33 protein-coding genes are annotated in these 22,007 nt (G+C 43.4%); all 33 read right to left on the minus strand.

Features of this window, described 5'->3' with window-relative positions:
* Positions 1–27: 27 nt before the first annotated feature.
* The 33 genes from rpoA to rpoC all read right to left on the minus strand — a co-directional run bounded on the left by rpoA (position 28) and on the right by rpoC (position 22,003).
* Complete coding sequence (gene rpoA, locus IPK86_03730; GenBank protein ID QQS16533.1) at positions 28–1,011, minus strand: DNA-directed RNA polymerase subunit alpha; 984 nt, start codon at positions 1,009–1,011, stop codon at positions 28–30.
* Between the two features lie 22 nt (positions 1,012–1,033).
* Positions 1,034–1,654, minus strand: coding sequence for a 30S ribosomal protein S4 (gene rpsD, locus IPK86_03735; protein QQS16534.1), 621 nt, complete (start codon positions 1,652–1,654; stop codon positions 1,034–1,036).
* Between the two features lie 16 nt (positions 1,655–1,670).
* Positions 1,671–2,066 carry a 30S ribosomal protein S11 gene (gene rpsK / locus IPK86_03740; protein QQS16535.1) on the minus strand — a complete coding sequence of 132 codons (396 nt, stop codon included), beginning with the start codon at positions 2,064–2,066 and terminating at the stop codon, positions 1,671–1,673.
* Between the two features lie 19 nt (positions 2,067–2,085).
* Positions 2,086–2,448: a 30S ribosomal protein S13 gene (gene rpsM / locus IPK86_03745; protein ID QQS16536.1), complete on the minus strand. Its 363-nt coding sequence runs from the start codon at positions 2,446–2,448 to the stop codon at positions 2,086–2,088.
* Between the two features lie 60 nt (positions 2,449–2,508).
* A complete protein-coding gene (gene rpmJ, locus IPK86_03750; GenBank protein QQS16537.1) occupies positions 2,509–2,622 on the minus strand; it encodes a 50S ribosomal protein L36 in 114 nt (37 codons plus the stop codon).
* A gap of 30 nt (positions 2,623–2,652) precedes the next feature.
* The gene (gene infA, locus IPK86_03755; protein QQS16538.1) at positions 2,653–2,871 is read right to left on the minus strand and encodes a translation initiation factor IF-1; all 219 of its coding nucleotides are present in this window, start codon (positions 2,869–2,871) and stop codon (positions 2,653–2,655) included.
* Positions 2,872–2,892: 21 nt separating this feature from the next.
* Positions 2,893–4,206, minus strand: a complete 1,314-nt coding sequence (gene secY, locus IPK86_03760; GenBank protein ID QQS16539.1) for a preprotein translocase subunit SecY — start codon at positions 4,204–4,206, stop codon at positions 2,893–2,895.
* An 11-nt stretch (positions 4,207–4,217) separates the two neighbouring features.
* Positions 4,218–4,658 (minus strand): 50S ribosomal protein L15, encoded by a 441-nt coding sequence (gene rplO / locus IPK86_03765; GenBank protein QQS16540.1) that lies wholly within the window; start codon positions 4,656–4,658, stop codon positions 4,218–4,220.
* A 1-nt stretch (position 4,659) separates the two neighbouring features.
* Positions 4,660–4,845, minus strand: coding sequence for a 50S ribosomal protein L30 (gene rpmD / locus IPK86_03770; GenBank protein QQS16541.1), 186 nt, complete (start codon positions 4,843–4,845; stop codon positions 4,660–4,662).
* On the minus strand, positions 4,838–5,356 hold the full coding sequence (gene rpsE, locus IPK86_03775; GenBank protein QQS16542.1) for a 30S ribosomal protein S5: 519 nt from the start codon (positions 5,354–5,356) through the stop codon (positions 4,838–4,840). The genes rpmD and rpsE overlap by 8 nt, the downstream gene beginning before the upstream one ends.
* Positions 5,357–5,370: 14 nt before the next feature.
* Positions 5,371–5,724 (minus strand): 50S ribosomal protein L18, encoded by a 354-nt coding sequence (gene rplR, locus IPK86_03780; GenBank protein ID QQS16543.1) that lies wholly within the window; start codon positions 5,722–5,724, stop codon positions 5,371–5,373.
* Positions 5,725–5,740: 16 nt separating this feature from the next.
* On the minus strand, positions 5,741–6,274 hold the full coding sequence (gene rplF, locus IPK86_03785; GenBank protein ID QQS16544.1) for a 50S ribosomal protein L6: 534 nt from the start codon (positions 6,272–6,274) through the stop codon (positions 5,741–5,743).
* Between the two features lie 11 nt (positions 6,275–6,285).
* Entirely contained in the window at positions 6,286–6,681 is a 396-nt protein-coding gene (gene rpsH, locus IPK86_03790; GenBank protein QQS16545.1) for a 30S ribosomal protein S8, read from the minus strand.
* 13 nt (positions 6,682–6,694) lie between these two features.
* Positions 6,695–7,000 (minus strand): 30S ribosomal protein S14, encoded by a 306-nt coding sequence (rpsN, locus tag IPK86_03795; protein ID QQS16546.1) that lies wholly within the window; start codon positions 6,998–7,000, stop codon positions 6,695–6,697.
* Positions 7,001–7,009: 9 nt separating this feature from the next.
* On the minus strand, positions 7,010–7,549 hold the full coding sequence (gene rplE, locus IPK86_03800) for a 50S ribosomal protein L5 (GenBank protein ID QQS16547.1): 540 nt from the start codon (positions 7,547–7,549) through the stop codon (positions 7,010–7,012).
* A gap of 13 nt (positions 7,550–7,562) precedes the next feature.
* A complete protein-coding gene (gene rplX / locus IPK86_03805) occupies positions 7,563–7,880 on the minus strand; it encodes a 50S ribosomal protein L24 (protein ID QQS16548.1) in 318 nt (105 codons plus the stop codon).
* A 13-nt stretch (positions 7,881–7,893) separates the two neighbouring features.
* Positions 7,894–8,262 carry a 50S ribosomal protein L14 gene (rplN, locus tag IPK86_03810; protein QQS16549.1) on the minus strand — a complete coding sequence of 123 codons (369 nt, stop codon included), beginning with the start codon at positions 8,260–8,262 and terminating at the stop codon, positions 7,894–7,896.
* Between the two features lie 6 nt (positions 8,263–8,268).
* A complete protein-coding gene (gene rpsQ, locus IPK86_03815; GenBank protein QQS16550.1) occupies positions 8,269–8,526 on the minus strand; it encodes a 30S ribosomal protein S17 in 258 nt (85 codons plus the stop codon).
* The gene (gene rpmC / locus IPK86_03820) at positions 8,513–8,716 is read right to left on the minus strand and encodes a 50S ribosomal protein L29 (protein ID QQS16551.1); all 204 of its coding nucleotides are present in this window, start codon (positions 8,714–8,716) and stop codon (positions 8,513–8,515) included. The genes rpsQ and rpmC overlap by 14 nt, the downstream gene beginning before the upstream one ends.
* Positions 8,717–9,133: a 50S ribosomal protein L16 gene (gene rplP, locus IPK86_03825; protein ID QQS16552.1), complete on the minus strand. Its 417-nt coding sequence runs from the start codon at positions 9,131–9,133 to the stop codon at positions 8,717–8,719.
* Entirely contained in the window at positions 9,117–9,821 is a 705-nt protein-coding gene (rpsC, locus tag IPK86_03830) for a 30S ribosomal protein S3 (protein ID QQS16553.1), read from the minus strand. The genes rplP and rpsC overlap by 17 nt, the downstream gene beginning before the upstream one ends.
* Entirely contained in the window at positions 9,805–10,161 is a 357-nt protein-coding gene (rplV, locus tag IPK86_03835; GenBank protein ID QQS16554.1) for a 50S ribosomal protein L22, read from the minus strand. The genes rpsC and rplV overlap by 17 nt, the downstream gene beginning before the upstream one ends.
* Positions 10,162–10,164: 3 nt before the next feature.
* Complete coding sequence (gene rpsS / locus IPK86_03840; protein QQS16555.1) at positions 10,165–10,446, minus strand: 30S ribosomal protein S19; 282 nt, start codon at positions 10,444–10,446, stop codon at positions 10,165–10,167.
* 9 nt (positions 10,447–10,455) lie between these two features.
* Entirely contained in the window at positions 10,456–11,289 is an 834-nt protein-coding gene (gene rplB / locus IPK86_03845) for a 50S ribosomal protein L2 (GenBank protein QQS16556.1), read from the minus strand.
* Between the two features lie 9 nt (positions 11,290–11,298).
* Positions 11,299–11,604 (minus strand): 50S ribosomal protein L23, encoded by a 306-nt coding sequence (gene rplW / locus IPK86_03850; protein QQS16557.1) that lies wholly within the window; start codon positions 11,602–11,604, stop codon positions 11,299–11,301.
* The gene (gene rplD / locus IPK86_03855) at positions 11,601–12,224 is read right to left on the minus strand and encodes a 50S ribosomal protein L4 (GenBank protein ID QQS17071.1); all 624 of its coding nucleotides are present in this window, start codon (positions 12,222–12,224) and stop codon (positions 11,601–11,603) included. Before rplD ends, rplW begins: the two co-directional genes overlap by 4 nt.
* Positions 12,224–12,868, minus strand: a complete 645-nt coding sequence (gene rplC / locus IPK86_03860) for a 50S ribosomal protein L3 (GenBank protein ID QQS16558.1) — start codon at positions 12,866–12,868, stop codon at positions 12,224–12,226. The genes rplD and rplC overlap by 1 nt, the downstream gene beginning before the upstream one ends.
* Positions 12,869–12,993: 125 nt before the next feature.
* Positions 12,994–13,305, minus strand: coding sequence for a 30S ribosomal protein S10 (gene rpsJ / locus IPK86_03865; GenBank protein ID QQS16559.1), 312 nt, complete (start codon positions 13,303–13,305; stop codon positions 12,994–12,996).
* A gap of 10 nt (positions 13,306–13,315) precedes the next feature.
* The gene (gene tuf / locus IPK86_03870; GenBank protein ID QQS16560.1) at positions 13,316–14,506 is read right to left on the minus strand and encodes an elongation factor Tu; all 1,191 of its coding nucleotides are present in this window, start codon (positions 14,504–14,506) and stop codon (positions 13,316–13,318) included.
* A 45-nt stretch (positions 14,507–14,551) separates the two neighbouring features.
* Positions 14,552–16,651, minus strand: a complete 2,100-nt coding sequence (gene fusA, locus IPK86_03875) for an elongation factor G (GenBank protein ID QQS16561.1) — start codon at positions 16,649–16,651, stop codon at positions 14,552–14,554.
* A 28-nt stretch (positions 16,652–16,679) separates the two neighbouring features.
* Positions 16,680–17,150 carry a 30S ribosomal protein S7 gene (rpsG, locus tag IPK86_03880; protein ID QQS16562.1) on the minus strand — a complete coding sequence of 157 codons (471 nt, stop codon included), beginning with the start codon at positions 17,148–17,150 and terminating at the stop codon, positions 16,680–16,682.
* A gap of 82 nt (positions 17,151–17,232) precedes the next feature.
* Entirely contained in the window at positions 17,233–17,610 is a 378-nt protein-coding gene (gene rpsL, locus IPK86_03885) for a 30S ribosomal protein S12 (protein ID QQS16563.1), read from the minus strand.
* 94 nt (positions 17,611–17,704) lie between these two features.
* Positions 17,705–22,003 carry a DNA-directed RNA polymerase subunit beta' gene (gene rpoC, locus IPK86_03890; protein ID QQS16564.1) on the minus strand — a complete coding sequence of 1,433 codons (4,299 nt, stop codon included), beginning with the start codon at positions 22,001–22,003 and terminating at the stop codon, positions 17,705–17,707.
* Positions 22,004–22,007: the final 4 nt, after the last annotated feature.

The raw sequence follows: 22,007 nt of genomic DNA on the forward strand, positions 1-22,007 counted from the left end.
TATCACAAGTTGCAAAAGCTATTGCGTTTAAAGTTTCTCGAAAGCAGCTGGTGGCCAGTTCTCCAACACCATACCTAATACCAAGCCCTTTGCAGTCAAAGCAGCTTTAATTTCATCCAAAGACTTTCTACCTAAATTCGGTGTCTTAAGCAAATCAGCATCGGTACGCTGCACCAGTTCGCCAATATAGTAAATATTCTGCGTTTTCAGACAATTTGCCGAACGCACTGTCAATTCCAAATCATCCACTGAACTAAGGAAAATTGGATCGACCTGTGGTACTTGCTCAACCGTTTCCTCCACCACTGTGCTTTGCAAATCAGCAAAAATAGAAAGTTGATCAATCAGAATTTTAGCAGCAACACGCACCGCTTCTTCGGCATCAATAGCTCCATTAGTCTCGATATCTAATATCAAGCAATCCAAATCGGTGCGCTGTTCTACACGAGCCGATTCTACATTGAAACTCACGCGTCTAATAGGCGAAAATGAAGCGTCGATGTGAATCACACCGATGGCATGGCTATCTTCGCGATTCAGGCGCGTTGTCACTGGTTGGTAACCTCTGCCGCTTTCTACCTTAAACTCCATATTAATTTTACCACCCGACGCAAGATGACAAATCACATGATCAGGATGAATCGCCTCAACATCGTGAGGTAGGATAACATCACGCACACAAACTGCACCCTCACCAGATTTAGCCAACTGCAGCATGACGCTGTCACGTCCATGTAAACGAAAGACTGCACCCTTAAGGTTCAGCAAAATATCCACTACATCTTCTTGCACCCCATCCAATGTTGAATACTCGTGAAGCACACCTTCAATAGTCACTTCCGTTGGTGCAAAACCAGGCATAGAAGATAATAAGATACGCCGCAAAGCATTACCCAGCGTGTGCGCATAGCCTCTTTCGAATGGTTCCATGACCACCCGTGCTTGAGTAGGCGAAATGGGTTTGACATCAACAGATCGGGGTTTTAAAAATTCCAGCGGACTATTTGGCATAATGCTTTCCTTGGCCTAATGCTTATTTAGAGTAAAACTCAACCACAAGCTGTTCATTGATATCGCTTGATAAATCAGCACGCTCCGGCAGACTTTTGAGTATACCTTCCATTTTTGTCTCATCAACTTCCACCCAGGCTGACACACCAGACTGGGCATTAAGCGATAAAGCTTCTTGAATACGCGTCTGTTTCTTAGCTTTTTCACGTACTGCAATAACATCCCCTAATTGCACAGCATAGGAGGGAATATTCACAACCTTGCCATTTACAGCAATAGCACAGTGGCTGACTAATTGACGGGATTCCGCACGCGTTGACCCAAAACCCATCCGATAGACTACGTTATCCAAACGCGTCTCTAGCAACTGTAATAAATTCTCGCCCGTTGATCCCTTACGACGCATCGCTTCGGCAAAATACCGCCTAAATTGACGCTCAAGTACACTATAAAGACGACGAATTTTTTGTTTTTCTCGAAGCTGTGTGCCGTAATCTGACAAACGCGCATGTGCCTTGCCATGCTGTCCAGGTACACTGTCAATTTTACATTTTGATTCAATGGAACGCCGGGCACTCTTCAAAAATAAATCCGTTCCTTCTCTGCGAGACAGTTTACACTTTGGACCAATATAGCGCGCCATAGCAATGCTCTCCAAATTAAATTCGACGTTTCTTAGGCGGACGACAGCCATTATGCGGGACAGGAGTTATATCAGAAATACTGATAATTTTAAATCCCAATGCATTAAGTGAACGAACCGAAGAGTCGCGACCCGGCCCCGGTCCTTTGATGTATACATCAAGATTTTTGACACCATATTCTTGCGCTAATTTACCAGCCTGCTCAGCAGCAACCTGTGCAGCAAAGGGTGTGCTCTTGCGTGATCCTTTAAATCCGGCACCTCCTGCTGTTGCCCAAGCCAAGGTATTCCCCTGTCTATCGGCAATGGTAATGATGGTATTGTTAAATGAAGCATGTACATAGGCAACTGCTTCACTAACATTTCTGCGTACTCGCTTACGAGTACGAACCGCCGTATTTGCTTTAACCATTTATGCGTTAATCCCTAAGTTACTTTTTGCTAGCTGTTTTGTGGATAGGACCCTTGCAGGTTCGAGCATTCGTACGCGTACGCTGACCACGACAAGGCAATCCGCGACGATGGCGTACACCACGATAGCTACCGATATCAATCAGCCGCTTGATATTCATCGCCACTTCGCGACGTAAATCTCCTTCAACGGTATGCTTTGTTACTTGATCACGCAATGCATCCATCTCAGCATCTGTTAAATCCTTTACTTTAGTTGCAGGATTAACATTCACTGCGTTACAAACAGTGCGCGCCAAAGAAGCACCGATGCCAAAGATAGCCTGCAAACCAATCACTACATGAGCATGATTAGGTATGTTAATGCCAGCAATACGAGCCATGTATCAATTCCCCAAACCTTCAGTTGATCATCACCACAAAGTATCTATTGAAAATATGCACTATCCCTGCCTTTGCTTATGCCTAGGATTAGTACAGATTACACGAACAACCCGAAGACGTCGTACAATCTTGCAGTGACGACATATTTTTTTAACTGAAGGTTGAACACGCATTTTTTTATCTCCATCTATCCTAATATTGCATTATTTAGCACGAAATATGATTCTCGCTTTACTTAAATCATAAGGCGTTAACTCTACCGTTACCTTGTCGCCAGGCAAGATACGAATATAATGCATTCTAATCTTGCCAGAAATATGACCAAGTACTACATGATCATTTTCAAGTTTAACCCGAAACATCGCATTGGGCAGCGTTTCTAGTACCTCACCTTGCATCTGAATCGTATCTTCTTTTGCCATATAATTACGATCAATATTCAACTAACGAGATGAAACGCCCATCTTAAAATTGGCTTTTTTTAGTAAACTTTCATACTGATGCGAAAACATATATGATTGAATCTGGGACTTAAAGTCCATCGCAACCACAACTATGATTAATAGGGATGTGCCTCCGAAAGTAAACGGCAAACTCCACTTCAAACGTAGAAATTCTGGCAATAAACAAATAGCAGTAACATAAACTGAGCCGATTAAGGTCAAACGCAGCAAAACATTTTCCAAATATCGGGATGTTTGTTCACCAGGTCGAATGCCTGGCACAAAAGCATCGCTTTTTTTAAGGTTATCCGCCATTTCTTTCGGACTAAAGACCAAGGCTGTATAAAAATAGCAAAAAAAGACAATAGCTGCCGCATAGATCAGCACATAAGGGAGTTGCCCTGGATACAAAATATGGCTAAACCGCTTTAATGCGCTATCCGTAGGTAGTGAACCGCCAAACCACTCCATCATCGTCATCGGAAACAAAATGATGCTAGAAGCGAAAATAGGCGGAATAACACCTGACATATTAATCTTCAGCGCTATGTGTGTGCTTTGACCTTGCATCACTCGATTACCAATCTGTCGCTTGGCATAATTGACTAACACCTTGCGTTGTGCACTTTCAAAAAATACAACAAGATAGGTAACAGATATCACGATAAGAAACAACAACATCGCAATGAGTGGATTTAAACCCATACCCACTAACGACAAAGTTTGAAGCATTGCAGGAGGCACGCCTGATGCAATACCCGCACAAATGATCAGTGAAATCCCGTTCCCCAAACCGCGCTCCGTAATCTGTTCGCCTAACCACATTAGAAACATCGTACCTGTCACTAGGCATACCACAGTCGTTACATAAAACTCCCATTTAGGCATCACAACAAAACCCGGTTGCTTAAAAAGCGCTATCGCAATAGCAAAGCTTTGTAAGCTCGCAAGAAACACTGTGCCATAACGCGTGTATTGGGTAATTTTTCGGCGACCGGCCTCTCCTTCTTTTTTAAGTTGCTTAAGGTTGGGTACCATTTCAGCAACCAATTGCATCACGATAGAAGCTGAGATATAAGGCATAATACCGATTGCAAAAATAGAGGATCGCGAAATCGCTCCACCTGAAAACATATTGAGCATTTCAAAAATACCGGATTGTTGAAGCTTTAGCCAACTCGCAACAGCCATCGGATCAATCCCAGGCACAGGAATATGTGCGCCGATACGATAAACGACTAAAGCACCAATCAGAAATAGTAACCGATGGCGTAAATCTTGGTATTTGTCTGTCCCTGTTGCAACATTAACCACGCTGAATCATCCTATTCTGTTACAGTACCACCTGCAGCCTCAATTGCTGCACGTGCACCAGCTGACACCAACACTCCTCGTAAAGTAAGCGCGCGCGTTATTTTACACGATAAGATCACTTTAGCACGCTCAGCAAACATTGGAATAATGCCGCAGCGTTTCAAGATTAATAAATCAACTGTATTTTCATCAGCTGCAATACGATCTAAGGCGGCTAAACTTACTTCCACAGTCTTATAACCAAATAGTGATTTAAAACCTCTTTTGGGTAAACGACGCTGTAAGGGCATCTGACCTCCCTCAAAACCAACTTTATGAAATCCACCAGCACGACTTTTTTGGCCCTTATGACCACGACCACAAGTCTTGCCTAGACCACTACCCATGCCACGACCAACGCGTCGTTTTGCGTGTTTGGCTTGATTATTAGATCGCACTGTATTCAAAAACATCTTAACCCTCACTCTTGAGAAGATAGCTCACTTTTTTAATCAGACCACGATTTTCAGGAGAATCCAACACATCCACCGTATGATGCAATCGACGCAATCCTAAACATCTTACACATGCTCGATGTGATTGCATGCGCCCAATCAAACTCTTCACCAATGTTACCTTAATTGTCTTTTTTTTAGGCACGCTCTTCCCCCAACATGGCTGGCACTGTTAAACCACGCTTTGAAGCTACCTGAGCAGGTGTATATATCTTACTTAGTGCATTGAGGGTTGCCCTGACGATATTATACGGGTTAGTAGAGCCATGCACTTTTGCAGAAATATTACGCACCCCCATAGCATCACAAACAATTCGCATTGGTCCGCCAGCTTTAATCCCGCTTCCACCCTTCGCTGGCTGCATCATCACAGCCGTTGCGCCATGCTTACCAATCACCGCATGATAAAGCGTGCCGTGATTCAATGGTATTTTCAACATATTGCGCCTAGCTTGCTCCATCGCTTTTTGTGCCGCTACAGGCACCTCTTTAGCCTTGCCTTTACCCATACCGATACTACCATTGCCATTACCCACCACAGCAAGCACAGAAAAAGCCATAATACGACCGCCCTTAACCACTTTGGTTACGCGATTCACGCTGACCATTTTCTCAATCAATCCATCGCCTCTTCTCTCTGTTTCATGCTTTGCCATACTAAAAGTCCTGGTTAAAATAACATGCCATGTTCACGAGCAGCCTCAGCTAATGCTTTAACGCGGCCGTGATACAAAAAACCTGAGCGATCAAATGCTACTTTCATAACGCCAGCAGACTGTGCTTTTTGTGCAATGCGTTGACCAATTAACGCTGCAGCAGATACCGTGTGACCAAACTTCATCTGTGCACGCACTGATTTTTCCAGTGTTGAAGCGCTAGCCAGTACATGTCCATCCTGCTCGCTAAAAATTTGCACATAAATATGTGAATTTGTCCGATGTACAGACATTCTAGCTATATGACAACGTGCTATCTTTAATCGCGCTTTTCTCGCACGACGCAACCTTGCAGATTTCTTATCCATACTAGTCTAGTTTAACCTATTTCTTTTTAGTTTCTTTTAAAACGATCTTCTCGTCTGCATAACGTACGCCTTTCCCTTTATAAGGCTCTGGTGGCCGGTATGCACGTATTTTGGCAGCCACTTGACCAACTTGCTGTTTGCTAGCACCTTTGATCGTAATCTCAGTTTGAGAAGGTGTCGCAACAGACACGCCATGAGGTACCAAATAGGTAATGGGATGCGAAAAACCCAACGCCAAATTTAACGTATCACCTTGTATTTGTGCTCGATATCCAACGCCCACAAGCTGCAATTTCTTTTCAAAACCCTGCGTGACACCAATAATCATATTTTGCAGTAAAGCACGTGTTGTACCAGACATAGCATGCGCAAATTGGCTGCTATCCTTCGGAGAACACATTAATTCGTTAGCCTCCTGCGTGACTTGAACCTCATCACGCAAAGTCATCTGCAAAAATTGTGTGGCATGCTTGACAGTCGCTTTTACCCCCGTAATACATACCTCCACACCATCTGGTATCACAATAGGATTTTTAGCAATGCGCGACATTCACGATCTCCCTAGGCTACTATGCAAAGTAGTTCTCCACCAATCCCTTTTTGGCGAGCAACCCGATCGGCCATCACTCCATCGGAGGTTGAAACAACCGCAATACCTAAGCCATTCATGACCTTTGGTAAATCAGCAGCTCCCTTATAAACACGTAGTCCTGGGCGCGATACACGATCAATACTCGCAATCACTGGCTGACCAGCATGATATTTTAGTTGCACAGTCAACTGCCTTTTGTTTTGCTGTTCAGTCACAACAAAATCTTCAATATAACCCTCGTCTTTCAGCACCTGTGCAACAGCTCGTTTTATTTTTGAGCTCGGCATCTCAACAGATTGTCTTGCTGCAGACTGCGCATTACGAATGCGCGTTAACATGTCCGCAATCGGATCTTGCATACTCAAAATTTTTCTCCTATTACCAGCTAGCTTTAACTACACCGGGTATTTCGCCACGCATCGCAATCTCTCGTATTTTAGTTCTCCCTAAACCAAACTTACGAAATACACCGCGCGGACGGCCTGTAATCGCGCACCGCCTACGTTGTCTGACAGGACTCGCATTACGGGGCAGCGCCTGTAATGCTAGACGCGCCGCAAAGCGTTCTTCCAAAGACAACGAAACATCTCGAATGACTTTCTGTAATTGCGCACGCTTTGCTGCATATTTTGCAACCGTCCTAGTGCGTTTCAATTCTCGGTTAACAAGCGCTAATTTCGCCATGAATATCTCTTAACCTTTCAACGGAAAATTAAACAGCGATAACAAAGCTTTAGCCTCTTCGTTAGATTTTGCTGTTGTAACAATCGTAATATTCATCCCTCTTAATACATCCACTTTGTCATAATCAATCTCAGGAAAAATGATCTGTTCGCTAATACCCATATTGTAATTGCCCCGTCCATCAAATCCACGTAATGATAAACCACGAAAATCTCGCATACGGGGTAAAGCAATCGTAATAAGGCGATCTAAAAATTCATACATGCGTTGCTTGCGTAAAGTAACCTTGCACCCAATAGGGTAGCCATCTCGAATTTTAAATGCTGCAATGGACTTACGTGCCACTGTAACGATGGGTTTTTGACCAGATATGCTTTGCAAATCACCTACCGCACGTTCAATAATTTTTTTATCGGTAACCGCTTTACCGACTCCCATATTTAAAACAATTTTCTCTAATCTAGGCACTTCCATCACCGATTGATACGCAAACTGTGCCTGCAATGTTGGCAAAATAGTTTTGATATATAACTCTTTCAAGCGTACCATGTTGTATAACCCTTTATGCACCAATAAATTCGCCGTTCGACTTAAAAATACGAACTTTTTTCTCGTCCGACCCAGTCAATTTAAAGCCAACTCGATCTGCTTTTTTTGTTATAGGATTGAAAATTGCGATATTAGAAATATGAATAGGCATACTCTTTTCAACAATCCCACCTGTTATACCTTTCGAAGGGTTTGGCTTTTGATGTTTTTTTACCCGATTAATTCCTTCTACAATTAACCGATCACCCGCTAATTTTTGTACAACACCGCGCCGACCTTTATCACGACCGCAAATAACGATTACTTCATCATTTTTTTTAATTTTCCGCATAACCATCTTTCCTTTACAATACTTCCGGCGCAAGAGACACAATCTTCATGAAGCGCTCCGTGCGTAACTCTCTCGTAACAGGACCAAAAATACGCGAACCTACAGGCTCTAACTTACTATTTAGCAGCACAGCCGCGTTATTATCAAACTTAATGAGCGATCCATCTGGACGCCTTACACCTTTTGCTGTACGCACCACCACAGCATTATAAATCTCTCCTTTTTTAACGCGACCATGGGGCGCTGCTTCTTTAACGCTAACTTTTATAATATCACCCACTGATGCATAGCGACGCTTTGAACCACCGAGCACCTTGATGCACATTACCGCCTTAGCACCTGTATTATCCGCCACATTTAGCACTGTTTGCATCTGGATCATCGTTATCTACCTTGCCTTCTCAATTAAGCTATCCACTATCCACGCTTTTGTTTTAGAAAATGGTTTGGATTCGCGGATAATCACCAAGTCCCCCTCATGAAAAGCATTGTTTTCATCATGTACATGAAACTTCTTAGAACGTCTGATCACCTTATCATACACAGGATGTTTAACCTTGCGTTCAACCAAAACAGTGATCGTTTTATGCATTTTATCACTGACAACTTGACCAGCAAGTGTGCGCTGCCTCTTAGCTTCGCTCATTTTTAGCAACCTTTTGTCCTAAAATTGTGCGTATCCTCGCAATATCCCGACGCACTTTTTTAATTTCGCTATTCTTGGTTAATTGTTGCGTTGCACGCTGCATACGCAGTGAAAATTGTGCCTTTAACAGCGTAACCAACTCGGCACGAAGTTCTTGTTCAGTTTTAGCAGCCAGTTCGGTACCTTTCATCTACTGCCCCATCTGTCTTATTACAAAAGTTGTACCAAGAGGTAATTTTGCTGCAGCTAAACGAAATGCTTCACGTGCCAACGTTTCATCTACCCCATCCATCTCGTACAATACTTTACCAGGTTGAACAACGGCAACAAAAAATTCGGTAGAACCCTTTCCATTGCCCATCCGCACTTCTGCCGGTTTAGATGAAATTGGCTTATCAGGAAAAACACGTATCCACACACGCCCGCCCCGCTTAATATATCGTGTCATAGCACGACGTGCGGCCTCAATTTGACGTGCTGTCAAACGACCTCGCTCAACAGCCTTAAGGCCATATTCTCCAAAATTAACCTTATTACCTCGCACCGCAATACCTGTATTGCGACCCTTTTGTTGCTTCCGATATTTCATTTTAGCCGGCTGCAACATGGCGCTCACCTACTTTTTTATTGCTTTTTTCTGCTGGTAAATACGATGGCGACTCTTTGCTTATAGCAGATTCACCCCGATATACCCATACCTTCACTCCGATCACGCCGTAAGTGGTATGTGCTTCAGAGAAAGCATAATCTACATTTGCGCGCAGTGTATGCAAAGGAACACGACCCTCACGATACCATTCGCTTCTTGCAATATCCACACCATTAAGGCGACCGGAGCTCATAATTTTTATGCCTTGTGCACCTAAACGCATCGCATTTTGCATCGCCCGTTTCATGGCACGACGAAAGAGAATACGTTTTTCCAACTGAGTAGCGATATTTTCTGCAATCATCTGAGCATCCAGTTCCGGCCTACGTACCTCTTCAATGCTAACATGTACAGGTACACCTAAGCGACTCTGCAGTGCCTGCTTCAATATCTCAATATCTTCACCCTTTTTACCAATCACCATACCAGGCTTTGCGCTATAGACGGTCACACGAGCCGATTTTGCTGGCCTTTCGATCACAATACGTCCAACTGCTGCATTGGCCAATTTCTTCTTCAAAAAGTTACGCACAGCAATATCTTGCCGCAGTTTCTCAGCAAAATTGCGACCACTTGCAAACCAGCGAGAAGACCAATTTTTGTTCATTACTAAACGAAAACCGACCGGATTAACTTTTTGGCCCATGCATGATCCCCTCATCACCCACCGTTAGTGTGATATGGCATGTTTGTTTCTCAATACGATTGCCGCGTCCCTTAGCGCGCGCCATAAAACGCTTAAGGCTACGGCCTTTATTGATATAAATCGTTGTAATGCTTAATTTATCAATGTCAGCACTCTCATTATGCTCCGCATTAGCTATTGCAGAGTCCAATACTTTCTTAATCAACTGAGCTGCCTTTTTTGGACTAAAAGCTAAAATGCTCAGTGCCTGACCAATCGCTTTACCGCGAACCAAATCAGCCATCAGCCTACATTTTTGTGCAGACAAACGTACATTGTTAAGCTGTGCAGAAACTTTCATGCGTCACCCATTCTTCTTTGCTTTTTTGTCGCCCGTATGACCCTTAAAACTCCTCGTTAAAGCAAATTCGCCTAATTTATGCCCCACCATGCTCTCCGACACATAAATAGGAACATGGGCACGCCCATTGTGTACCGCCACGGTTAAACCTACAAAATCCGGCAATACTGTCGAACGCCGAGACCACGTTTTGATGGGTCTCCTATCATTCGTCGCCCTTGCTGTGTCAATTTTTTTTAATAAGTGCAAGTCAACAAATGGACCTTTTTTTTGCGAGCGCGCCATAGCTATCAATTACCCCTTATCCAAATTCCGGCGACGAATAATCATGTTATCAGTACGCTTATTACGACGTGTACGATATCCCTTTGTGGGTTGCCCCCACGGGCTCACTGGCACGCGCCCTGTTCCTGTTCGACCTTCCCCTCCACCGTGCGGGTGATCAATAGGATTCATCGCCACACCTCTGACAGTAGGCCTAATACCTAGCCAACGTTTCGCACCTGCTTTACCAATTTTGCGTAACCCATGTTCTTCATGCCCAACCTCACCAATCGTAGCACGACAATCAGCATGTACTTTGCGAATTTCTCCAGAACGAAGACGCAATTGCGCATAGATACCTTCGCGCGCTAACAACATTACCGAAGCCCCCGCAGAACGCGCCAACTTAGCGCCTTGCCCTGGATTTAATTCAATACAATGAATTGTCGTACCCACTGGAATATTACGGATAGGTAACACATTACCAGGCTTGATTGGTACTTCCTCACCGGAAAATAAAGTAGCGCCTACCACAACTTGTCGGGGAGCGATAATATATCTTTTCTCGCCATCTTCGTAACAGAGCAAGGCAATATGTGCCGTACGATTTGGATCATATTCAATGCGATCAACTCTTGCGGCTAATCCGTCTTTGTTGCGTCGAAAATCAATGATACGGTAGCGCTGTTTATGACCGCCTCCTTTGTGACGAGTGGTAATACGGCCATCATTATTGCGACCAGCACGGGAAACTTTCTTTTCAAGCAAGCACGCACAAGGCGAACCCTTGTATAGATCCGAGGATATTACCTTGATCAAACCGCGCCGCCCTGCTGATGTGGGCTTTGTCTTAACAACTGCCATGTACTTTCCTTAATTCGCCTTAACCGAACCCATTGCGTCAATAGTTTGGCCAGGCATCAAACTTATATAGGCCTTCTTCCAACTCTTGCGATAACCAAAAACGCGCCCAAATCGCTTACGTTTCCCATCAATATTCACAACACTGACACACCGTACTTTGACATTAAACAATAGTTCAATGGCCGCCTTAATTTCTAATTTTGTTGCATCGGGCGCAACACGAAAAATAGACTGTTGATATTTATTAGTCACCAACGTACTTTTTTCAGAAATTACTGGCGCAAAAATTATTTGAATGAGACGTTCCTGCTTCATGACCATTGCTTTTCAAAATATTGAACGGCATCTAGCGTAATAAAAACTCGCTTAAAACGTATCAAACTGTAAGGATCAGTATAGATCGCATCCATTACCAAGGCACTGCGCAAATTACGAGAAGAACGGTATAAATTCTCATCCATCTCTTTGGTAATACAAAGTATCTCTTTACTTCTATCTAATTTATCCAATAACGCTACAAAATCTTTTGTTTTGGAAGATGCAACAACCAATTGATCGATGACCTGTAAACGCCCATCTTGAACTAATTTAGATAAGATAGTTGCCATACCTGCCCGATAAACCTTCCGATTCACTTTTTGCGAAAAATTCTCCAACGAGCTACTAGGGAAAGCACGGCCACCACCCCTCCATATCGGGGAAGAGGACATTCCAGCACGCGCACGACCAGTTCCTTTCTGACGCCATGGTTTACGTGTGCTATGCTTAACTTCAGCGCGTGTCAGCTGTGCAAGATTTGCGAATCTGGCGTTAGCTAAAAAAGCAGTGATGAGTTGGTGAACCAAGGTAGCGTTATAAGGGCGCTTAAAAAGCGCATCAGAAACCTCGATAGGCTCAACTTTTTCACCCTGTTGGTTAATAACCGTCAACTCCATCATTTTGCCTCTTTAACGCTGGGACATATAATGACTTGGGAACCAGTAGACCCAGGCACTGACCCTTTCAAAAATAACAATTGACGCTCTTGATCAATTTTCACAATTTTTAACCGTTGTACAGTACGCTGAACATTGCCTAATTGACCAGCCATACGTTTACCGGGGAAAACACGACCAGGATCTTGGTTTTGACCAATAGAGCCCGGTGAACGATGTGAAACCGAATTGCCATGTGATGCACGATTAGATGAAAAATGATGACGTTTAATGACCCCAGAAAATCCTTTGCCTTTAGAAATCCCTGTTGCATCAACCCATTGATGCGCTTTGAACAAGTCAACGTTCATCACATCACCCAATTTAGCATCGGCAAGCATTTCACTCGGCACAAGAAATTCATGCAGAACGCGCGCCGCTTCAATACCTGCCTTGGCAAAATGTCCTGCACAAGAACGCGTCAACCGGTTCACCTTCCTTATACCATAAGCCATTTGGATAGCTGTATAACCATCGGGCTTTGTAGACTTAATTTGTGCAATGCGGTTTGTTGACATATCTAACACTGTGACAGGAACAGCAACGCCCTCATCAGTGAAGATGCGCGTCATCCCTACTTTGCAACCGATAAGCCCAAGACCCATTTCACTCATCCTCAACTGCAATGTTTCACATACTAAAGTAGTATGTTCACTTATTCAAAAGTGAACCTGTTATTCTACTATGGCTACAACCTAACTTGCAAGCCCAATAGCCGATAACTCCTACATTACTGCAATCTAATTTCTGCATCCACACCCGCAGGCAAATCCAATTTCATTAATGCATCTACTGTTTTGTCTGTTGGATCAATAATATCCATCAACCTCAGATGTGTACGAATCTCTAGCTGATCACGTGAAGTTTTATTGACATGTGGCGAACGAAGAATATTGAAGCATTCAAACTTCGTTGGCAGCGGAACAGGTCCCTTAACTAAGGCACCGGTACGTTTTGCCGTTTCTACAATTTCTCGTGTAGAATGGTCAATCACATTATAATCAAAAGCCTTCAAACGAATACGAATCCGTTGGTTTTTCATCCACCACCCCTCACACAATAATCTTAGATACCACTCCTGCTCCGACAGTATGACCACCTTCTCGGATAGCAAAGCGTAAGCCTTCTTCCATAGCAATGGGAGCAATGAGTTCTACCGTCATTTCAATGTTATCGCCTGGCATAACCATTTCAACGCCAGCTTTCAATTTAATGGCACCTGTCACATCGGTTGTTCTAAAGTAAAACTGTGGACGGTAGTTGGCAAAAAACGGCGTGTGTCGACCCCCTTCTTCTTTGGACAACACATACACTTTAGCTTCAAAAGCTGTATGGGGGGTAATGGTACCAGGTTTAGCCAATACTTGTCCTCTTTCCACTTCTTCACGCTTGGTGCCACGTAATAAAATCCCAACATTGTCTCCAGCTTGGCCTTGATCTAGTAACTTACGGAACATTTCAACACCTGTACAAATTGTTTTTTGGGTGTCTTTTAGGCCGACAATCTCAAGCTCATCACTGACTTTGACAATACCACGCTCTACACGACCCGTCACAACCGTTCCTCGTCCTGCAATAGAAAATACATCTTCAATAGACAGTAAGAAGGGTTTGTCTAAAACACGTTCTGGGTTAGGAATATACTGATCGAGGGCTTCTGCTAGTTGGAGGATGGAGGGCTCACCCAGTTCACCTTTATCTCCTTCTAGGGCTTTTAAAGCAGAGCCTTTGATCATGGGAATTTTGTCCCCAGGAAATTCATAGGAAGTCAGCAGATCTCTCACCTCCATTTCTACCAATTCTAATAATTCAGCATCATCCACCATGTCACATTTGTTCAGATAGACCACAATGTAAGGAACACCAACTTGGCGGGCTAATAGAATATGCTCACGGGTTTGAGGCATGGGTCCATCGGCAGCTGACACCACCAATATGGCTCCATCCATTTGTGCGGCACCTGTGATCATGTTCTTGATATAGTCAGCATGACCTGGGCAATCCACATGGGCATAGTGACGAGCCGCTGTTTCATACTCCACATGGGAAGTGTTAATGGTAATGCCCCTTGCTTTTTCTTCTGGGGCATTATCAATTTGATCATAACCTTTGGCTTCCCCCCCAAACTGGCGGGATAAAATCGTTGTGATGGCAGCCGTTAAGGTTGTTTTACCGTGGTCAACATGACCAATAGTACCCACATTAACATGGGGTTTTGTCCGTTCAAATTTGTTTTTAGCCATTTGGGGGGATCCTATATTAGTTCATGCTATTAATAGAGCATCAAATTATTTACCACTATGTATTACTGCATCAGCCACATGTTTAGGAGCCTCTGCATAACGTCTAAATTCCATTGAGTAAGTAGCGCGACCTTGGCTGAGTGAACGCAGAGAAGTGGCATATCCAAACATCTCAGCAAGTGGCACTTCAACACGAATTTTTTTACCACCTAGCGCATCATCCTCCATACCGTGCACAATACCACGCCTTGAGGATAAGTCGCCCATCACGTCACCCATATACTCCTCTGGCGTTTCAACTTCTACATCCATCATGGGTTCCAAAAGTACTGGACAAGATTTACGCATGGCTTCTTTGAAAGCCATTGAACCAGCTAACTCAAATGCAATTTGCGAAGAATCCACTTCATGGTAAGAACCAAATACTAAACGAACACGCAAATCAACAACTGGGTAACCAGCTAAGATGCCGGACTGTAAACTGTTCAATATCCCTTTTTCTACAGCAGGAATAAACTCGCGAGGAATAACGCCACCTTTTATCTCATCAACAAATTCGTATCCACAGCCAATATCAAGTGGCTCTAGTTTAATTACTACATGACCATATTGTCCCTTACCACCAGATTGCTTAATGTATTTGGCTTCTTGTTCACCACTGGCTGAACGAATGGTCTCTCGATAAGCAACTTGTGGTGCACCAATATTGGCTTCAACATTAAATTCGCGCTTCATGCGATCAATAATGATTTCTAAATGTAGTTCCCCCATACCAGAAATAACAGTCTGACCAGATTCCTCATCCGTACGTACACGAAATGAAGGATCTTCTCGAGAAAGACGACCTAAAGCGATACTCATTTTTTCTTGGTCAGCTTTAGTTTTAGGTTCCACCGCAACATGAATAACAGGCTCCGGAAACTCCATACGCTCTAAAACCACTTGATCGTTCACATCGCAAAGCGTCTCACCTGTAATCACATCTTTTAATCCAATTGCCGCTGCAATATCGCCTGCATATACTTCACTAATCTCTGTACGGTCATTAGCGTGCATCTGCACGATCCGACCAATGCGCTCTTTTTTATCTTTGACAGAATTCATCACTGTATCGCCTGACTTCACAACGCCAGAATATACGCGGAAAAAAGTCAACTGCCCAACATAAGGATCATTCATCAACTTAAAGGCCAGCGCTGAAAACTTCTCGCTATCTGATGCTTTGCGTGTAATAGCTTTACCGCTAGGTGTTTCACAAGATAAAGGCGGAATATCAGCCGGGCTAGGTAACAATTCAATGACTGCATCCAATACGCGTTGCACGCCCTTATTCTTAAAAGCGCTGCCACATAAAATAGGTTGTATTTCACAGCGAATTGTGCGCGTACGAAGCCCTTGGATAATTTCTTCTTCTGTCAATGTCTCTCCATTGAGATATTTATCCATCATCATCTCGTTGGCTTCCGCAGCGGCCTCAATCATCTTTTCTCGCCAAGTTTGTGCGGTAGTAAGAATAGACACTGGTACATCAGCATATTCAAACTTCATACCATGGCTTGCTTCGTCCCAAATAATCGCCTTCATTTTGAGTAAATCAACAACACCCAAAAAACCTTCTTCTGCTCCGATTGGCACCACGATGGGTACAGGGTTACCACGCAAGCGTGTTCTAATTTGATCTACTGTCTTGAAAAAATTAGCGCCTTGACGATCCATCTTATTCACAAATGCCAATCTTGGCACATTGTACTTATTAGCTTGTCGCCATACCGTTTCAGATTGTGGCTGAACACCTCCTACCGCACAATACACCATCACTGCTGCATCCAACACACGCATTGAGCGCTCCACCTCAACAGTAAAATCTACATGACCTGGTGTATCAATAATATTCAGACGATGCTCCGGAAATTGCATTCCCATGCCTTGCCAAAAACAAGTGGTCGCAGCGGAAGTAATCGTAATACCACGCTCTTGTTCTTGCGCCATCCAGTCCATTGTAGCTGCGCCATCATGCACTTCGCCGAGTTTATGATTAACGCCAGTGTAGTAAAGAATACGTTCAGTTGTTGTTGTTTTACCTGCATCAATATGTGCCGAAATACCGATATTGCGGTAATACTCAATGGAAGTTTTTCTAGCCACAATAACACTTACTTTCTAAGTAAACTTGTTAGAATCGGAAATGAGAAAAAGCGCGATTAGCTTCAGCCATACGGTGTACTTCCTCACGCTTTTTCATTGCACCGCCACGCCCCTCAGATGCATCAATCAATTCGCTCGCTAAACGCAACGCCATTGACTTTTCGCCACGCTTCCTTGCTGATTCGCGTAGCCAACGCATTGCTAGAGCTATTCTTCTAGAAGACCTTACTTCTGTTGGTACCTGATAATTAGCACCACCTACTCGGCGACTTTTAACTTCGACGACAGGTTTAATATTACTCAAAGCGATATTAAAAACTTCTAGCGGATCCTTGCCATTTTTTTTCTCTATTTCTGTTAGTGCACCATACACCATACGCTCAGCTACTGCTTTTTTTCCTGACACCATCACTACATTCATAAATTTAGACAAATCTACACTACCAAACTTTGGATCAGGCAACACGTCCCGCTTTGGTATTTCTCTACGTCTTGGCACAAACGACCCCTTGAATAAATGTTTAGCAAAAAATCACCAACAAAAAACCTGTGTACAAACTACGCATCAGCTCTAATAAACATTATTTTGATTTTGTGCGTTTAGCACCATATTTTGATCGCGCTTTTTGGCGATCTTTAACGCCTGCTGTATCTAACGAACCTCGAACAGTATGGTAACGCACACCTGGCAAATCCTTAACACGTCCACCGCGGATCAGCACTACGGAGTGTTCTTGGAGGTTATGACCTTCTCCACCAATGTAGGAAATCACTTCAAAGCCATTGGTAAGACGAACCTTGCACACTTTACGCAAAGCAGAATTAGGCTTTTTGGGTGTTGTTGTATATACCCTTGTGCAAACGCCTCGTTTCTGAGGACATGAACCCAATGCTGGTACTTTACTTTTAGTTTGCACAGCAGTTCGACCGTATCGAACCAATTGATTAATTGTTGGCATATAAATTAAGTCATCCCTAAAAGTAACATGCTACAGAACTTTATATTCTAACGTAATCCCTTACTTTGTGCAATCTTGGCAGTTTGACAGACAATTAGTCAGCATAACTTGCAGGTAACTCTGCTTCCTCTTCTTTTAAGTTTGCTACATGCAAATCCTGTAGTGGTGTAGACAATTCATCCGCTCCAGCGCTCGTTTTTAATTTATTTTCACTTGGTAACATAAAAAACGATGATGCTTCAGATAGGGCTAATTGGCTTTTAGATAGTACATTACGACGATTGCGATGGTAAGTTAAACCCGTGCCAGCAGGAATCAAACGACCGACAATAACATTCTCTTTCAAGCCACGCAGTACATCTTTTTTATTCATAATAGCCGCTTCTGTTAAAACACGCGTTGTTTCCTGAAAAGACGCAGCCGAAATGAATGAGTCGGTTGAAAGCGAAGCTTTTGTGATCCCCAGCAATACTTCATCAAATGTTGCGGGCACTTTACCCATTGCAATCATCTCTTGATTCACCGTTAGCAACTCAGCGCGCTCTACTTGTTCGCCAGGGATAAAATGCGTATCACCACTATTTATCACATTGACACGACGCAGCATTTGTTTGGTAATAACTTCAATATGTTTATCGTTAATCTTAACACCTTGCAGGCGATAAACTTCTTGCACCTCTTGCACAAGATAATTGGTTAAAGCCTCTATTCCCTGCAAGCGTAAAATATCATGGGAATCTACCGCACCGTCAATAATAAGTTCGCCCTGATTCACCACTTGTCCATCATGTACCAAAATATGCTTATCTTTAGGTACAGCGGTTTCAGAGGTATGTCCCTCAAAATCCGTAATCACGAGACGTTGTTTGCCTTTTGTGCTTTTACCAAAAGAAACCGTTCCGGTGATCTCGGCAAGAATGCCTACATCTTTAGGTGCTCTTGCTTCGAATAATTCTGCAACACGTGGTAAACCACCTGTAATATCACGCGTCTTAGTTGTCTCCTGAGGGATACGAGCCAACACTTCACCCTTACCAACCTTTTGACCATCTCGCACCGTAATAACCGCACCCACTTGAAAAGTGATAGAGACAGGTTGACCTGATGTAACATGTTTGACTTCATGACCTTGCTCATCAATAAGCTTAACCAATGGACGTACTAATCGCGATGCACTACCGGAGTGGCTTTTAGGATCAATCACAACCAATGCTGATAAACCCGTCACATCATCCGTTTGTTTAGCAACCGTTATGCCTTCTTCAACATTTTCAAACTTTACACGACCCTCATATTCAGTCACAATCGGCCTTGTGTGTGGATCCCAAACTGCCAAAGTTTGACCCGCCTTAATTTTTGCACCATCATTTATTAAAATCGTTGCGCCGTACAAAATCTTATGCCGTTCACGCTCACGATGTGCTTCATCTTGAATGATGATTTCGCTAGATCGCGTCACCACTACTAATTCACCTTTGTTATTCACAACATAACGCATCGATTTTGAAAATTTCACCGTACCACTTGATTTAGATTCTACTTGGCTAGCAGCAGCTGAACGCGATGCTGCGCCCCCGATATGAAATGTCCGCATCGTTAACTGTGTGCCAGGCTCCCCAATTGATTGGGCAGCAATAACGCCCACTGCTTCACCAATATTAACTAAACCGCCACGCCCTAAATCTCGACCATAACAACGTGCACATAAGCCATAGCGTGTCTCGCAAGTAACAGGCGTGCGCACTTTGATTTCATCAACACCCGCTTCGTCAATCATGTCAGCAATTTTTTCATCAATGAGCGTATCTGCTTTTACTAGCACCTTATCCGAAGCGGGTCGCATAATATTCACAGCAGTAACCCGACCCAATATGCGATCGCGCAACGGCTCAATCACATCCCCGCCCTGCACAACGGCTTTTTTGAAAAATCCATTAGATGTCCCGCAATTTTCTTCCAAGACTACCAAATCTTGCGTCACATCCACCAAACGACGTGTTAAATAACCAGAGTTTGCTGTTTTTAGCGCTGTATCAGCCAACCCTTTGCGGGCACCATGCGTGGAAATAAAGTACTGCAATACTGTTAATCCCTCACGAAAATTCGAGGTAATTGGCGTTTCAATAATGGAACCATCTGGTTTAGCCATCAATCCACGCATACCAGCCAACTGCTTGATCTGCGCTACTGAACCTCTAGCACCAGAATCTGCCATCATATAAATAGAATTAAAGGATTTTTGATCTACCGTTTCCCCATCGCGATTGATGGTTCTTTCGGTAGATAATTCATCCATCATAGCTTTGGCAATTTTGTCTCCGGTACGTCCCCATATATCAACAATCTTGTTATAGCGCTCACCATAAGTAACCAACCCCTGCGTATATTGCTCCTCAATCTCCTTAGTTTCGCGCTTTGCTTCCGTTAGCAAATCTGATTTGCTAACAGGTACATGCATATCATCCACACAGATAGAAATGCCTGCACGCGTAGAGTAACTAAAACCAATGTACATGACTTGGTCAGCAAAAATAACTGTATCGCGAATGCCACATCGTCGAAATGATTCGTCAATCAACTGCGTAATTTCTTTTTTATTTAACGTTTTGTTGATCACAGCAAAAGGTAATCCCTTTGGCAAAATCTCGGATAACAAGGCACGCCCTACCGTGGTTTGGTACCGATTAAAGTGTGCTACCCACTCGTTTTTATGCTCTTTTTTCCATTCTTTTATGCGAACCGTTACCCTAGCTGATAATTCGGCTTGCCCTGTTTCATAAGCACGATGTACTTCTTGAGCATCTGCAAAAAGTGCTCCTTCACCTTTTGCGTTAGTCTTTTCTCTTGTCATATAGTAAAGACCTAATACAATATCTTGGGAAGGAACGATAATTGGTTCGCCATTTGCAGGAGACAACACATTGCTACTTGCCAACATCAACGTACGTGCTTCAGCCTGCGCTTCAAGAGACAGGGGGACATGTACAGCCATTTGATCACCGTCAAAGTCTGCATTAAACGCTGTACATACTAGCGGATGTAGTTGGATAGCCTTGCCTTCAATCAAGATCGGCTCAAAAGCTTGAATGCCTAAGCGATGCAGTGTTGGTGCACGATTCAACAAAACGGGATGCTCACGAATCACTTCTTCTAGAATATCCCATACCTCAGGAATTTCCTGCTCAACCAATTTTTTGGCAGACTTGATCGTTGCTGCCAATCCTTTTTCTTCCAAGCGATGAAAAATAAAAGGCTTAAACAGCTCTAAAGCCATGCGCTTTGGTAAACCGCACTGATGCAATCGCAGTGAAGGACCAACAGTAATAACCGAGCGACCAGAATAGTCTACCCTTTTACCCAAGAGATTTTGACGAAAACGCCCGCCCTTACCTTTGATCATTTCGGCGAGCGATTTGAGTGGTCGCTTATTAGCGCCCATCATGACCTTACCACGACGACCATTATCAAATAAGGAATCTACTGCCTCTTGCAGCATGCGCTTTTCATTACGAACAATAATATCTGGTGCACGCAACTCAAGTAGCCTTTTTAGGCGGTTATTACGGTTAATAACGCGTCGGTATAAATCATTCAAATCAGATGTTGCAAATCGCCCACCATCCAACGGAACCAACGGTCGTAATTCTGGCGGTAAAATTGGCAACACATCTAAAATCATCCATTCTGGCTTGGTACCTGAGCGCTTAAAGGCTTCCAATACTTTCAGTCGTTTAGCGAGCTTTTTGATTTTGGCATTCGAACTAGTTGTTGTAAGTTCCGTGCGTAAGGTCTCAATTTCAACTGCTAAATTCAGTCTTTTGAGCAATTCACGTATCGCCTCAGCACCCATCAGCGCCGTAAACTCATTGCCATATTGGTTTTTTTTCTCGCGATATTCTTCTTCGTTAAGTAATTGCTTTGACTGAAGAGGAGTTAACAAAGGATCAATAACAACAAACGATTCAAAATACAGCACTTTTTCAATGTCGCGTAGCGTCATATCCAGCACAATACCTAGCCGGCTAGGAAGTGACTTTAGGAACCAAATATGTGCCACCGGACTGGCTAATTCAATATGTCCCATACGTTCGCGACGTACTTTGGATAGTGTCACTTCTACGCCACATTTTTCACAAACAGTATTGCGATGTTTGAGGCGCTTATACTTACCACATAAACATTCGAAGTCTTTGATTGGACCAAAAATGCGTGCGCAAAATAATCCATCTCTTTCCGGCTTAAAAGTACGATAATTAATCGTCTCTGGTTTTTTAACCTCTCCATAAGACCAAGGGTGTCGGCGCATCATTTCGGGCGACGCAATACCGATTTTGATCGCATCAAATTCATCATTTTTTTTAATTTGTTGAAGCAGATCCAAAAGTGCTTTCATAGTT

It is taken from the genome of Neisseriales bacterium, from assembly GCA_016699915.1.
In the GTDB taxonomy this organism is placed as follows: domain Bacteria; phylum Pseudomonadota; class Gammaproteobacteria; order Burkholderiales; family Q3-R57-64; genus Q3-R57-64.